We start from the raw sequence: 13,944 nt of genomic DNA, 5'->3' as shown, positions 1-13,944 counted from the left end.
TATGATTGCAATGCAATCATAAATTCCGGACGGCGATCAGGATTCCGATGAAGGTCGCGGCGATGATCCAGAGCGCGACGGTGCGCCAGCGGTTCTTGCGGCCTTCGGTCCGTCCCATCGCGGCGATGCTCTCCGGCGATAGCCTGATGCCCTCCCGCGTCATGGTTTCGAGCTGCTCGAGCACCTTGACCGACCGCTCGGCGATCTCTGGCAGCCGCATCAGCACCCGCGCGATGTCGCCGGTTCCGGCGAGCGCGCCCTGCACCCGGCCGATCGGACCGAGATTGCGTTCGATCCATTCGCGCACCACGGGGTCGGCGACCTTCCAGATGTCGAGCCGGGGATCGAAGCCGCGCGCCACGCCTTCGACCACGACCATGGTCTTCTGCAGCAGGATCAGCTCGGGCCGCGTCGTCATGTCGAACAGGCCGGTGACCTCGAGCAGCAGGGTCAAGAGCCGCGCCATCGAGATCTCTTCCGCCGTGCGATTGTGGATCGGCTCGCCGATGGCACGGATGGCCTGCGCGAAATTCTCGACCGAGTGATGCGCGGGCACGTAGCCCGCCTCGAAATGCACCTCGGCGACGCGGCGATAGTCGCGGGTGATGAAGCCGAGCAGGATTTCGGCGAGGAAGCGCCGCTCCTTCATGCCGAGCCGGCCCATGATGCCGAAATCGACCGCGACGAGACGGCCGGCGTCGTCGAGGAACAGATTGCCCGGATGCATGTCGGCATGGAAGAAGCCGTCGCGCAGCGCGTGGCGCAGGAAGCTCTGGATCACCTTGCGGCCGAGATCTGGCAAATCGACCTGCGCCTCTTCCAGGCGCTTGTGATCGTTCAGCGCGATGCCGTCGATCCACTCCATCGTCAGCACGTTGTGCGTGGTGCGGTCCCAGTCGACTGCAGGCACGCGGAAATCGGGATCGTCGCGCGTGTTCTCCGCCATCTCCGACAGCGCAGCTGCCTCGAGACGCAGGTCCATCTCCATGGCGACCGAGCGCGACATGGTGTTGATGACTTCGATGAGGCGCAGCCGCCGCGCTTCCGCCGAGTAGGTCTCGGCCTTGTGTGCGACGAAGAAGAAGTCGGAGAGATCGCGGCGGAAACGCGCGGCGACATTCGGCCGGAGCACCTTGACCGCGACCGACTTGCGGATCCCGTCGTGCAGGACTTCGCCGCGATGCACCTGCGCGATCGAGGCGGCTGCGACGGCCGGACCGAAGCTCACGAACACGTCCTTCAGCGGTCGCTCCAGCGACGTCGCGATCGCGGCCTCGGCTTCGTCCTGCGGAAACGGCGGCAGGCGATCCTGCAGGCTTTCGAGGTCGCGGGCCATGATGACGCCGACGACGTCGGGGCGCGTCGCCAGGAACTGTCCGAGCTTGAGATAGGCGGGGCCCATCCGTGTCAGCGCGCGAGCGATCCGGGGACCGTGCTTGGTGCCGCGGCGTTCGACGAGGCGCGCCAGCTTCAGCGCGAGCTGTCCCGGCGGGGGCACCAGGCTCGGATCGACCGAGCCGAACACGCCCTCGCGCGCGAAGACGAACGCGGCGCGGATCAGGCGCGAAATGTGGTTGAAGGCAGAGATCACAAACGCCAGCCCGAATGCAGTGCGACGATGCCGCCGGACAATGTCTGCCAGCTGACGCGGGAAAAGCCGGCTTCGCGGATCATGTCGGCGAAGGCGTTGGGTTTAGGAAACTTGCGGATCGATTCGACGAGATATTGATAGGATTCGGCATCGCCCGTGATCATGCGGCCGAGCGGCGGGATCACCTTGAACGAGAACAGGTCATAAAGCCGATCGAGCCCGGGCATCTCGACGCTGGAGAATTCAAGGCAGAGGAAGCGGCTGCCGGGCCTCAGCACGCGATAGGCTTCGTGCAGCGCCAGGTCGATCCGGGGCACGTTGCGAATGCCGAACGCGATCGTATAGGCGTCGAAGCTGCGGTCCGCGAAGCCGAGCGCTTCGGCATTGCCTTCGACGAAATCGACTTTGGCTTCGAGATGCCGCTTGGCCGCGCGCTCGCGGCCTACCGCCAGCATGTCGGTGTTGATGTCGCAGACGGTGGCATGGAAGCCCGCACCTGCGGCCTTGGCGGCGCGGAACGAGATGTCGCCGGTGCCGCCGGCCACGTCGAGCAAGGCGAACGGCCGATCGCTCCTGGGCGGATCCAGCGCCGTGATCATGATGTCCTTCCAGACCCGGTGCAGGCCGCCGGACATCAAATCGTTCATCAAATCATAGCGCGACGCCACGCTGTGAAACACGTCGTTCACCAGCGTCTGCTTGTCCCCGAGGGGCACGTCCCTGAAGCCAAAATGCGTGGTTTCGCCCGGCCGATCCATTACTCTACTCCACTGGGCGGACCATAGCGCGCCCGCCGCAATGGCGCTATCACACCGCCCTCATAAGGTGAATGCCTGACCATGCCTGAATTGCCCGAAGTCGAGACCGTCCGCCGCGGCCTTCAGCCCGTCATGGAGGGTGCGAAAATCCTCAAGGCGGAGGCTCGCCGGCCGGACCTGCGCTTTCCGTTCCAGCCGGACTTCGTGGCCCGGCTCCAGGGCCAGGTCGTCACAGGACTGGGCCGCCGCGCAAAATATCTCATGGCCGATCTCGCCTCCGGTGACGTGCTCCTGATGCATCTGGGCATGTCGGGCTCGTTCCGCGTCATCAAGCCGGACAACGACGCCGCTCCGGGCGAGTTTCACTATCCGAAGGGCAAGGATTCGGCGCACGACCATGTGCTGTTTCGGATGTCCTCCGGCGCGGATATCGTCTTCAACGATCCGCGCCGCTTCGGTTACATGAAAGTGATCGCGCGCAGTGCGCTCGATGAGGAGCCGTTGTTGCGTGGGCTCGGCCCCGAGCCGCTCGGCAACGAATTCGATGCCGCGATGCTGGCGGGGGCCTGCGCGGGCAAGCTCACGAGCCTGAAGGCGGCACTGCTCGACCAGCGCGTGGTCGCAGGCCTCGGCAACATCTATGTCTGCGAAGCCCTGCATCGCTCGCATCTGTCGCCACGCCGGATCGCCGCGACGCTCGCGACCAAGGGTCGCAAGGGCGTCGGCGCGGGCGAGCCGACCGATCATGCGAAGCGGCTGGTCGGCGCGATCCACACCGTGCTGAACGACGCCATCAAGGCCGGCGGCTCCAGCCTGCGCGATCATCGCCAGACCTCCGGCGAGCTCGGCTATTTCCAGCATTCGTTTAAAGTCTACGACCGCGAGGGCGAGAAATGCACCACGCCGCGCTGCGGCGGCACGATTAAGCGTTTCACCCAGAATGGCCGGTCGACCTTCTGGTGTCCGAAATGTCAGAAGTGATGGTCGGGCACGAAGGCGTCTTCCCACAAACGCGAAGCGAAGCAATCCGGCCGGGCTGGTGGCCGGATTGCTTCGTCGCTTCGGCCCTTCCGGATGGCGAAGGGCCGACGGTCGTCTGAGCGATCGCCCCGCTCAGGACGCCAGAGTCGTGGTCTCGTCCGCCGCGAGCTCGGCAGCGACGTGCAGCATGCCGTCTGCGGCCGACATCACCTGGTCGATCAGGACATTGGTCGTGGCTTCGAGCTCGAGCCGGGTCTCGATCCAGCGCCAGAGGCCGCGGATCTCGTCCGCGGACTTGCCGTTCGGCGCGAATTCGCTCACCGCAAGGCCGCTCGCGAGCGAGTCCTGGTGATCATTGCGCATCACGATCAGTGGGCGTGCCAGCACGTCAGCGAGATCGAGTGCGGCTTCCTCGGCGAGCGTGTTGGCCGCGTTATCGATGCGCTGGCCGCGGATCGGGGTCTGGTTCAGCACGAAGCTGTAGGGCCGCTTCCAGGCGCGCGCGACGCTGAGGGTGGAGACGGTCGCCTCGATGTCGGCGACGCTCGGGCGGGCCGGGATCAGGCAGAGGTCGGAATGACGGATCGCAGCGGTGGTGGCGGCGGACAGACCGGCGGCGGTGTCGACGATCGCGAGCTGCAGGCCGCTGTCAGCCAGCATCTTCAGGCGCGGCTCGATGTCGGCGGCATGGTAGATCGGCTCGACGACGAGATCGTCGGCGGTGCGGCGACGCTGCCAGTTGGACAAGGTACCCTGCGGGTCGGTCTCGATCAGGCGGACGGTGAAGCCGGCCTGCTTGGCTGCGAGCGCGAGGCCGATGGCGAGCGTGCTCTTGCCGCTGCCACCCTTTTGGGTGGCCAGTACGATCGTGTGCATTTGAAAGTCAATCCTTTGGAGTGCTTGGGTCAGGAATACGCCACGCGAACGTGCATCAATTGCGATGCTGAGCTCTTCTCGCTCAGGACGTGCCGGCCCGATCCAAAGGGGATCGCGGAGGTCCGAATCAGCAGTCATGATGATGGCGGAATAGGGAATGCCAGCTAATCCGTACCATTACTGGACCAGTACTCGTACGTGTGATGTGCTCGCCGCCGTGATGGAAAGGGCAGGCGATGAGCGGTAACTGGCGCGACCGGACAACAACCACCTTTGACTGCCAGAAGATGCCGGCGGTCTCGAGCCGCGGCATGGTGGTCAGCAACCATCCCCTGGCCTCCAGCGCCGGCGCCGAGATGCTGGCCGCCGGCGGCAACGCCATCGATGCCGCGATCGCGACCTTGTTCACGCTGACCGTGGTCGAGCCGATGATGGTGGGCATCATCGGCGGCGGCATGGCGCATATCCGGCTGGCCGACGGTAGCCACCGCTTCATCGATGGCCAGAGCACCGTCCCGTCGGCCGTTCGCGACACGACCTATACGTCGAAGCCCGGCTCGGCCCACGACGTGTTCGACACCGTCGGCAACGAGAACCTCAACGGGCCGAAGGCCGTCGCGGTGCCGGGCTCGCTCAAGGCCTGGTGCGAGACCCTGCATCGGTTTGGCACCATGAGCCTCGCCGACGTGATGCAGCCCGCGATCAAACATGCGGCCCGCGGCTATGCGGCGACGCCCTACTTGCATGAATGCATCAGCGAGAGCGCCGTCGAGATGCGCAAGGACAAGCCGATCGCGGCGATCTATCTGCCCGATGGCGAGCCGCTGAAGGTCGGCGAGCGCGTGGTGCAGGCCGAATATGCGGAGACCTTGCGCTATATCGCCGATCATGGCGAAAAAGCTCTCTACGAAGGGCCGCTCGGCGATATCCTCGCCAACTACATGGAGAAGAGCGGCGGCTTCATCCGCCGCAATGACCTCACGGCTTACAAGACCGTCGAGCGGCAGCCGATCCGCGCCGATTATCGCGGCTGGACCATCCTTGGTCCTCCGCCGCCCGCCGCGTCCGGCGTGCACATTGCGCAGATGCTCAACATCCTGGAGGGCTATGACATCGGCGCCCTCGGCTTCGGCACGTCAGAGACGATCCACTATCTCGCCGAGGTGCTGAAGATCGCCTTTGCCGACCGCGCTGCGGCCAGCGGCGATCCCGATTATGTCGGCGTCCCCGTGGAGAAACTGACCTCCAAAGCCTATGCTGAAGAGCGCCGGCGCGCCATCGACCCCGTGCGGGCGCAGAATTGGGGCGCCGGCGTGTCGCAGCTCGAAGGTGCCCACACCACGCACATGACGGCGGCGGACGCTTTCGGAAACGTGGTCGCGACAACGCAGACCATCAACAATCTGTTCGGCGCCAAGATCATGATCCCGGGCTTAGGGGCCATTGCCAACAACTACATGAACCTGTTCGATCCGCGACCGGGCCACGCGCTCTCGCTGGCGCCGGGCAAGCGTGTCACGACCTCGATGTCGCCGATGATGGCGCTGAAGGGTGGCAAGCTGCGCTATGCGCTCGGATTGCCCGGCGGCAAGCGCATCTTCCCGAGTGCGATGCAGGCCCTGGTCAATCTGATCGACCACGGCATGAGCCTGCAGGAGGCCGTCGAGGCGCCCAGGGTCTGGACCGAGGGCAACGCGCTCGAGGTCGAGCAGACGGTGCCGGAGAGCGTGCGCACCAAGCTCGAAAGCCTCGGTCACGCGGTCCAGCCCGTTGCGACGGTCGCAGGCGGCATGAACGGCATCGCTTTCGACGACGACGGCACCATGACCGGGGCCGCCTGCTGGCGTGCTGACGGCACGCCGGTCGGGATATCGGGTGGTCTCGCGCGGAGTGGCATCAGATTCAGGTTGGGCTGACCGGGAAATTACAAGAACGGTTCGCTCGCCCGTCGAGGCCACTGAACTCGTCCAATCGCCTGCGGACGGCATCGCCTTCGTTCCAGCGTTTGGCAGTTCTCGGACTGCCGCGGCATTATTCGAACAATGGCCTTTGCCGGTGCACATCGACGTCACCTCGGACCCGATCCCCTGCGGATGACGGCATGAGCCCGGCAGTATATGCTGGGGCTGGCTGGCGGCAGGCGCGTCTGTCAACGTCTCAGTAAGGCTGTGCGTATGGGCAGGGATATCGGCGGCGACTTCTTGGCTGGCGGAGGCGAGTTGGGCGCTTTGACGCGAGCGTTTGACTGGTCGAGCACATCCCTGGGCGCTCCAGAAAGCTGGCCCCAAAGTCTTAGGGTCACGGTGCGGCTCGTTCTGACCTCGCGGCACCCCATGTTCATCTGGTGGGGGCCGGAGCTCATCCAGTTCTACAACGATGCATACCGGGAGACGATGGGGCCGGAAAGGCACCCAAGCGCTTTGGGGAGCCGCGGCCGCGAGTGCTGGGCTGAGATCTGGGACATCATTGGTCCTCAGATCGAGTACGTCATGTCCGGCAAGGGAGCGACCTGGAATGAGGACCAATTGGTGCCGGTCACGCGTCACGGACGTCGCGAGGACGTTTGGTGGACCTATAGCTTCGGCCCCATCGATCTTGAAGGCGAGGTTGGCGGCGTGCTTGTCGTCTGCAGGGATGTCACGTCCGAGCATATGGCAAGGGAAGCGCTCAACCTCATCAACGAGGAGCTGAAGCACCGCGTCAAGAATACGCTTGCAGTGTTGAGCGCGGTCGCTGCGCAGACATTTCGCGATCCCACGAGCAAAGCGAGCCTCGAAAAGTACCAGGCGCGGCTGGGCGCCTTTGGACGCGCGCAGGACCTGCTGACCGCGTCAAACTGGGCGGCCGCGCCGCTCCACGATGTGATCCGCACGGCTCTAGCACCCTATCGGACAGGTGAAGGCCGCTTCACGGTGTCGGGTCCTCCACTCGTCGTGAAGTCTCGCCAAGCGCTTGCTCTGTCCCTGGCGCTCCATGAGCTTGCGACCAACGCTTTGAAGTACGGCGCTCTGACCGTGGCGGGAGGCTGTGTATCCATCACATGGACGGTCGAGACTGAGGATGGCGAGTCCAAATTCGTTTTTGTCTGGGAGGAGATTGACGGTCCGCTTGTGTCGGAGCCCGTCGGCGCAGGTTTCGGCTCCAGGCTTATTTCGCGCGTGCTGAAAGACGATTTCAGCGGTTCCGTCGATGTTTCCTACGGCTCGTCCGGGCTCAAATGTCGTCTGACGGCGCCCCTCGAGAATCTCGGGACTTCGCAAAATATCGCGTGAAACTCTGCATGGGCGAGGCCGAGCGGAGCGCATCACGTGCCGCACCGCATCGGACACGAGAGAGCATGATGACCTCTCGCTCTATTTCCTGACGCAGATCACGCGCACGACGGCGGCCTTTGCGTCCGTCGAGGTGCCGTTGGCTGCGGCATTGTTCGCCTTCAGGAAATCGTGCACGGCGTCCGCGGACACCATCACGGCCTGCGAGGCCGGAACCGATGTCGCAGGTCCCGCCACCATGGCCGGCTTCAACAACGCAATACCGGCGAACTTGCCGTCGCCATCGATCGCCGGAGCACCGGAAAACCCGACCGCCGGCGGCGGGGACAGCATGGACTCGCTGCTCGGGACCGGCGCCAGCGCAGCCTTGATGATCGACACGCCGCCGGCGCCGCCCTGGCTCTGCGGATCGGCGATGCCGACGACATCCACATTGGTCTTTGCCGCGCCGCCAGTAAGGCTCAACGGCTTCAGGCCGCGGGCGCCGTAGATGTGCAGGAGCGCGAGGCCGCGCTCCTTGTCTTCGGCCAGACGGTCGGCACTGCCATGGCCGGCGATCGTGATCGCGAGACAGCTGTCGGTGACGAGGCGGTCGGCAACAATCGCGCCGTCGTCGCTGACGACGATGCCGGTGCCGTATTCGACGGTCTTGCGCGGCGGCGGCCCGGCCTGCGGTCCCGACGGGAACGCGTTGAACGCACTCGACATCGCGATCACGACCGGCTCGACTGTGTTCTCCATCGCCTGGTCGTAGAGGATCGTCATGGTGCGGACCTCATCTCCTTTGAAGGTGCCCCGTACGTAAAACTTCTTCAGGCCCTGCAAGCCCGACAGCACGAAGAAGTCGGGCTTCACCACGGTGTAATCGACCTTGCGTCCGGACGGCTCCTTCTCCAGCTCCGCGAGTTTTGCCGCGGTCGGGTTCGCCTCCTTGCGGCGGCTGAGCAGCACCTGCACGGTTCCGCTCGGCGAGGCCCATTTCGAGCCGTTGGCGTCGCTTGCCTGCTGTGGCACCAGTTTCGAGGGGATGCCGAGCCGGGCGCCGCTGGTCGGCTCCGTCACGATCTTCCAGCCGACGCCGTCCTGCTTCTTTCGCGCCGTCTCGGCGAGCGCGGCACGCTCCTGCGGATTGAGCACGCCGGTCGGCTTGCCGCCCTTGGCCTTCTGGTATTCCTTGATGGCGTTGACCATGCGCTCACTGACGTCGCCGGTGATGGCGCCGTTGTACTGGCCGACCCAGGCGAGGTCGGATTGCAGCGCCAGCCGCTCGGCCTTCGCCATGGCATCCGCCGTCGCCGCCGGCGTCTGCATGGCCGGAGGCTGGATCGGCACGGTCTGCACCGTCTTCGGCTTGGTGCCGGGGATCTGCGGCGTCGTCATCTGGGCCTGCGCGCCGGTGGCAGCCGCAAACATCAAGGTTGCCGCAAGCATCGATCTCATGACAAATCCAACCAGCCCATTGAACGCAATGCCATTGAAGCACATCTCGTTGGTCGCGAACAATGTTGGGGTGGTTCAGGCTGTTGACCCTCATCCTGAGGAGCCGCGGAAGCGGCGTCTCGAAGGATGAAGGCCGAGCTGCCGCAGCAGGGCCTGCATGGTTCGAGATGGCGCTTCGCGCCTCCTCACCATGAGGGGTGAGAGGAACGAAAGCGATGCTGAGCCCGGACGAACTCGAACGCTATGCCCGCCATATCGTGCTGCGCGACGTCGGCGGCCCGGGCCAGGCCGCGCTGAAAAAGGCCTCCGTGCTGGTCGTCGGCGCCGGCGGCCTCGGCGCGCCCGTTCTGATGTATCTGGCCGCAGCCGGAGTGGGCACGCTCGGCGTGGTCGACGACGACGTGGTGTCGCTGTCCAATCTGCAGCGCCAGGTCATCCACACCACGCCCGACATCGGCCGGCACAAGGTCGAGAGCGCCGCCGAGCGGATCGCGGCGCTCAATCCGCATGTCCGCTTCGTCGGCCATGCTACCTGGCTGAATGCCGACAACGCGCTCAGCCTGATCGGCGACTACGATCTCGTGCTCGACGGCTCCGACAATTTTTCGACGCGCTATCTGGTCTCGGACGCGTGCTTCTTCGCGAAGCGGCCGCTGATTACTGCCGCGCTCGGCACCTTTGACGGCTCGCTCACCACCATCCGCGCGCATGAGAGGAACGAGCAGGGTGAATTCAATCCGACCTATCGCTGCCTGTTTCCAGAGGCGCCGCCGCCCGGCACCGTGCCGGCCTGCGCGGAAGCCGGCGTCATGGGGGCGCTCGCCGGTGTGCTCGGCTCGATGATGGCGCTGGAGGCGATCCGCGAGATCGTCGGGTTCGGCGAGGGCCTCGTCGGCCGCCTCCTCATGATCGATGCGCGCGCGATGCGCTTCGAAACGCTGCGCTATGGGCGCGATCCGGCCAACCCGCTCAACGGCGATGGGCCCGTGGTCGCCGACCTCAGCGCCCACCGCAGCTGATCGCCGGGATTACGCCGTGGCCAATTTCTCGCTGTCGAGATGCGCCATCTGTTCGGCGGCGTAGCGCGTGCCGGAAGCGACATCCGGCGGGAAGGCTTTTGCCAGCGCCGCAAGATGCGCCTGTGTCAGCGTGAACCTGGTCGCGCCGAGCGCTTCGGTGAGACGGTTGCGGGTTCGTGCGCCGACCAGCGGCACGATCTCCTTGCCCTGCGCCGCCACCCAGGCAATCGCGACTTGCGCCGGCGTTGCACCGATCTCGGTGGCGATCGCACGGAGGGATTCCACCAGCGCAAGATTGGCATCGAGGTTGGCGCCCTGAAAGCGCGGCGTCATCAGCCGGTAGTCTCTGCCGGCTTTGCCGCTGTCCTTGGTCCAATGGCCGCTGATCAGTCCGCGCGCCAGCACGCCGTAAGCGGTGATGCCGATGCCGAGCTCGCGGCAGGTCTTGAGGATATCGCGTTCGATGCCGCGCTCGATCAGTGAATATTCGATCTGGAGGTCTGCGATCGGATGCACCGCATGCGCGCGGCGGATGGTATCGGAGCCGACCTCGGACAGGCCGATATGCCTGATGTATCCGGCCTTCACGAGATCGGCGAGGCCGCCGATGGTCTCCTCGATGGGGACGTTGGGATCGAGCCGCGCCGGACGGTAGATGTCGAGATAGTCGGTGCCGAGACGTTGCAGCGAATAGGCGAGGAAGTTCCTGGTCGCGCCCGGCCTCGTGTCCATGCCGGCGAACTCACCGGCCGGACCGCGTAGCGCGCCGTACTTGACGCTGATCTGCACCTTGTCGCGGGCGACCTCCTTCAGTGCCTCGCGCACCAGCATTTCGTTGTGACCCATCGCGTAGAAATCGCCGGTGTCCAGCAGCGTGATGCCGGCCTCGATCGCGGCACGCACCGTGGCGATGGCTTCGCCGCGGTCGGTGGGGCCATAGACCTCGGACATGCCCATGCAGCCGAGGCCGAGGGCCGAGGTGGTGGGGCCGGCTGAACCGAGTTTGCGCTGTTCCATGATGGCTCTCCTCGAAAAGGCGGCTGATTGCGCCGCGTGACGAGGGAGATATGCGCCGGCTCGATTGCGCCGATAAGCTGGACAATCAAGAATAGCTTGTTCACATTAGCGAACAATGCCTGAGCCTGATCTGCGCGATCTCGATGTCTTCGTGGCGGTCGCCCGCACCCGCAATTTCCGGCGTGCGGCGGTCGAAATGCGGGTGTCGGTGTCGAGCCTCAGCCAGCGGCTCCGGGACCTGGAGGAACGCCTTGGCGTCCGCCTGATGAACCGCACCACCCGCAGCGTCGCCCTGACCGAGGCGGGCGAGTTGCTGCTGTCGCGGGTAGCGCCGGCCTTGCGCGATGTCGGCGATGCGCTCGATCAGGTCCGGGGCCTTCGCGAGGTCGCCTCGGGACGCCTGCGCATCAACGCGCCGCCACCGGCCGTCGATCTCGTGCTGGCGCCGATGGTCGGGCCGTTTCTGAGCGCCTATCCGCAGGTCGATCTCGACATCGTCTCGGAGAGCGGCTTCGTCGACATCGTCAGTGCCGGCTACGATGCCGGCGTGCGCTATGGCGAGCATCTCGCGCAGGACATGGTTGCGATCCCGCTGAGCGGACCGCAGAGCTACGTCGTCGTCGCAGCGCCTGCATATCTTGCGCGGCGCGGCCGGCCGAAACATCCGAAGGATCTGCTCGAGCATGATTGCATCCGCGCGCGCTACTCGAGCGGCGTCATGCACGATCTGGAGTTCGAGAAAGCCGGCCAGGTCGTGAAGGTCGATCCGCCCGCAAAGCTGATCTCGACCAACATGAACCTTGCGATGCGCGCGGTGCTCGACGGCGTCGGCATCTGGGCAACGATCGACGGCTATGTCGGCGACGCCCTGAAAACCGGCGCGCTGGTCAGCTTGATGGAAGATTGGTGCGAGCCGTTCCCGGGCCCGTTCCTGTATTACCCGAGCCGGCGACAAACGCCGCCGGCGCTCCGCGCCTTCATCGATTTCGTCGCCGACTGGCGCAAGTGCGAAGCGCGAGGCAAATAGGCTCTCACAGCATGCTCGGCAGCACGCGATCCGGCGGCTTGTGGGCGTCGAGGAAGGTGCGGATGTTGATGATCACCTTCTCGCCCATCTCGACACGGCCCTCGATCGTGGCCGAGCCCATATGCGGCATCAAGGTCACCTTGCCGGCCTTGGCGAGCCGCACCAGCTTCGGGTTGACCGCGGGCTCGTGCTCGTAGACGTCGAGGCCGGCGCCGGCGATCTCGCCGCCTTCGATCAGCTTGATCAGCGTGTCCTCGTCGGTGACCTCGCCGCGCGCGGTGTTGACGATATAGGCGTCCTTGCGGATCAGCTTCAGCCGCCGCGCCGAGAGCAAATGATAGGTCGCCGGCGTGTGCGGGCAGTTCACCGAGATGATGTCCATCCGCGCCAGCATCTGGTCGAGGCTTTCCCAATAGGTCGCACCGAGTTCTTCGGCGATCTTCGGGGCGACGGGACGGCGGTTGTGATAGTGGATCTGCAGGCCGAAGGCGCGGGCGCGGCGCGCCACCGCCTGGCCGATGCGGCCCATGCCGATGATGCCGAGCCGCTTGCCGCCGATGCGGTGGCCGAGCATCCAGGTCGGCGACCAGCCCGGCCACGGTTTTCCCTCGGTCAGGATCGAGGCGCCTTCGATCATTCGCCTCGGCACGGCGAGGATCAGCGCCATGGTCATGTCGGCGGTGTCCTCGGTGAGAACCTTCGGCGTGTTGGTGACGGTGATGCCGCGCGCGTGGGCGGCCTCGACGTCGATATTGTCGACGCCGTTGCCGAAATTGGCGATCAGCCGCAGCTTGCAGTCGGGCTGGTTGACGATGTCGGCGCTGATATGGTCGGTCACCGTCGGAACCAGCACGTCGGCGGTGCGCGCGGCTTCGGCGATCTGTTCGGCGGACATCGGCGTGTCCTCGAGATTGATCCGCGCGTCGAACAATTCGCGCATCCGCGTCTCGATCGAATCCGGCAGCTTGCGCGTCACCACGACGAGGGGCTTTTTCTTCACCGACATGTCCTGCTCTCATGAGGCGTCGCAGGCCGCCCCTGTCGCCAAAGGCTGGTCGTTGAGGCCTCATTAACCCGGTTGTTCGACACTGCCCTTGCCGTGTCCGTCCCCGGCGTTTCCTTCAAGCTCTCCCGAGATTTCCGGCCGGAAAATCGGGGCAAACTGGTTGTTCAAGTGCCCGTCCTCTCTAGCAGAAGGCCGGGCCAAGACAAGAACCACGGGCCAGGCTTGGGGAACACCCGCGTGGGGCGGGTCGGGATCGACGCGGCAGGATTTGGATTTGGGGTGAGGGTCCGGCAAGGCCGGGTCCTCGACAGGAGACGGGTTGATGGCGTTGGGGCGTTTTTGTTCGGTGATGGCGCTCGTTTGCACCTGGTGGAGCGCCTCGGTCGGTCCCTCGCATTCGGCCAAGGATAATACCCCGCAGACCGCGAGCGGCCTGCCGGTGCCGCGTTACGTCAGCCTCAAGTCGGATCACGTCAATGTTCGCGCCGGCCCGACCAAGGACAATGACGTGGCCTGGGTCTACACCCGTGCCGGCCTGCCGGTCGAAATTACCGCCGAGTTCGAGAATTGGCGCCGCGTGCGCGATTCCGAGGGCGCCGAGGGCTGGGTCTATCATTCGCTGCTGTCGGGCCGCCGCACCGCGGTGGTCACCATGAAGCACAAGGACGATCTCGCCCCGATCTACGATCGTGCCGATCTCGACAGCGCGGTTGCAGCAAAGCTCCAGGCCGGCGTCGTCACGCAGGTGAAGAAGTGCACTGCAAACTGGTGCCGCGTCACCGGCAACGGCTTCGACGGCTGGATCCAGCAGGAGCGCCTCTGGGGCGTGTACTCGGACGAGCAGGTGAACTGACGTTCGAGGGCGGGGCGAGCTGCCGCTCCACCGTCATGCCCGGGCTTGTCCCGGGCATCCACGGACTTCCACGTTCGGCCCAAAAACACGGATGGCCGGGACAA

Annotated in this window: 12 protein-coding genes; 6 read left to right on the top strand and 6 right to left on the bottom strand. The window is 65.3% G+C overall.

The features are described 5' to 3' along the window. Positions 1–16 precede the first annotated feature (16 nt). Positions 17–1,591 carry a 2-polyprenylphenol 6-hydroxylase gene (gene ubiB / locus RPS27_RS13815; protein WP_212064882.1) on the bottom strand — a complete coding sequence of 525 codons (1,575 nt, stop codon included), beginning with the start codon at positions 1,589–1,591 and terminating at the stop codon, positions 17–19. Then, positions 1,588–2,349 carry a bifunctional demethylmenaquinone methyltransferase/2-methoxy-6-polyprenyl-1,4-benzoquinol methylase UbiE gene (gene ubiE, locus RPS27_RS13810; protein ID WP_194405162.1) on the bottom strand — a complete coding sequence of 254 codons (762 nt, stop codon included), beginning with the start codon at positions 2,347–2,349 and terminating at the stop codon, positions 1,588–1,590. Before ubiE ends, ubiB begins: the two co-directional genes overlap by 4 nt. 81 nt (positions 2,350–2,430) lie before the next feature. Between ubiE and mutM the strand changes: the two genes are divergently transcribed. Then, positions 2,431–3,330 carry a bifunctional DNA-formamidopyrimidine glycosylase/DNA-(apurinic or apyrimidinic site) lyase gene (mutM, locus tag RPS27_RS13805; RefSeq protein ID WP_211415298.1) on the top strand — a complete coding sequence of 300 codons (900 nt, stop codon included), beginning with the start codon at positions 2,431–2,433 and terminating at the stop codon, positions 3,328–3,330. A gap of 132 nt (positions 3,331–3,462) precedes the next feature. Here mutM and RPS27_RS13800 read toward each other — a convergent pair whose 3' ends face one another. Continuing rightward, positions 3,463–4,206: a ParA family protein gene (locus tag RPS27_RS13800; RefSeq protein WP_212064883.1), complete on the bottom strand. Its 744-nt coding sequence runs from the start codon at positions 4,204–4,206 to the stop codon at positions 3,463–3,465. Positions 4,207–4,442: 236 nt separating this feature from the next. Between RPS27_RS13800 and ggt the strand changes: the two genes are divergently transcribed. Both ggt and RPS27_RS13790 read left to right on the top strand, forming a co-directional pair. Then, positions 4,443–6,122: a gamma-glutamyltransferase gene (gene ggt / locus RPS27_RS13795; RefSeq protein WP_212064884.1), complete on the top strand. Its 1,680-nt coding sequence runs from the start codon at positions 4,443–4,445 to the stop codon at positions 6,120–6,122. Between the two features lie 417 nt (positions 6,123–6,539). Beyond that, positions 6,540–7,478 carry a sensor histidine kinase gene (locus RPS27_RS13790; protein ID WP_249131358.1) on the top strand — a complete coding sequence of 313 codons (939 nt, stop codon included), beginning with the start codon at positions 6,540–6,542 and terminating at the stop codon, positions 7,476–7,478. Positions 7,479–7,559: 81 nt separating this feature from the next. Here the strand turns inward: RPS27_RS13790 and RPS27_RS13785 are convergent, their stop codons facing one another. Continuing rightward, the gene (locus RPS27_RS13785) at positions 7,560–8,918 is read right to left on the bottom strand and encodes a peptidoglycan-binding protein (protein ID WP_212064886.1); all 1,359 of its coding nucleotides are present in this window, start codon (positions 8,916–8,918) and stop codon (positions 7,560–7,562) included. Positions 8,919–9,133: 215 nt separating this feature from the next. On the opposite strand from RPS27_RS13785, the gene RPS27_RS13780 reads away from it, so the two are divergent. Continuing rightward, positions 9,134–9,937 (top strand): HesA/MoeB/ThiF family protein, encoded by an 804-nt coding sequence (locus RPS27_RS13780; RefSeq protein WP_194405156.1) that lies wholly within the window; start codon positions 9,134–9,136, stop codon positions 9,935–9,937. Between the two features lie 9 nt (positions 9,938–9,946). Here RPS27_RS13780 and RPS27_RS13775 read toward each other — a convergent pair whose 3' ends face one another. After that, on the bottom strand, positions 9,947–10,954 hold the full coding sequence (locus RPS27_RS13775; protein ID WP_212064887.1) for an aldo/keto reductase: 1,008 nt from the start codon (positions 10,952–10,954) through the stop codon (positions 9,947–9,949). A 115-nt stretch (positions 10,955–11,069) separates the two neighbouring features. On the opposite strand from RPS27_RS13775, the gene RPS27_RS13770 reads away from it, so the two are divergent. Continuing rightward, positions 11,070–11,981 carry a LysR family transcriptional regulator gene (locus tag RPS27_RS13770; protein ID WP_212064888.1) on the top strand — a complete coding sequence of 304 codons (912 nt, stop codon included), beginning with the start codon at positions 11,070–11,072 and terminating at the stop codon, positions 11,979–11,981. Positions 11,982–11,985: 4 nt separating this feature from the next. On the opposite strand, the gene RPS27_RS13765 is transcribed toward RPS27_RS13770, so the two are convergent. Then, positions 11,986–12,987, bottom strand: a complete 1,002-nt coding sequence (locus tag RPS27_RS13765) for a 2-hydroxyacid dehydrogenase (RefSeq protein WP_194405153.1) — start codon at positions 12,985–12,987, stop codon at positions 11,986–11,988. A gap of 322 nt (positions 12,988–13,309) precedes the next feature. Here RPS27_RS13765 and RPS27_RS13760 point away from each other — a divergent pair, with 322 nt between their 5' ends. Next, positions 13,310–13,840: an SH3 domain-containing protein gene (locus tag RPS27_RS13760; protein WP_211415309.1), complete on the top strand. Its 531-nt coding sequence runs from the start codon at positions 13,310–13,312 to the stop codon at positions 13,838–13,840. The last annotated feature ends 104 nt before the right edge of the window (positions 13,841–13,944 follow it).

The sequence above is a fragment of the Bradyrhizobium sp. WYCCWR 12699 genome (assembly GCF_032144035.1).
Classification (GTDB): Bacteria; Pseudomonadota; Alphaproteobacteria; order Rhizobiales; family Xanthobacteraceae; genus Bradyrhizobium.
Note: the sequence above shows the minus strand (reverse complement) of the source record. Positions and strands in the feature narration are given on the sequence as shown.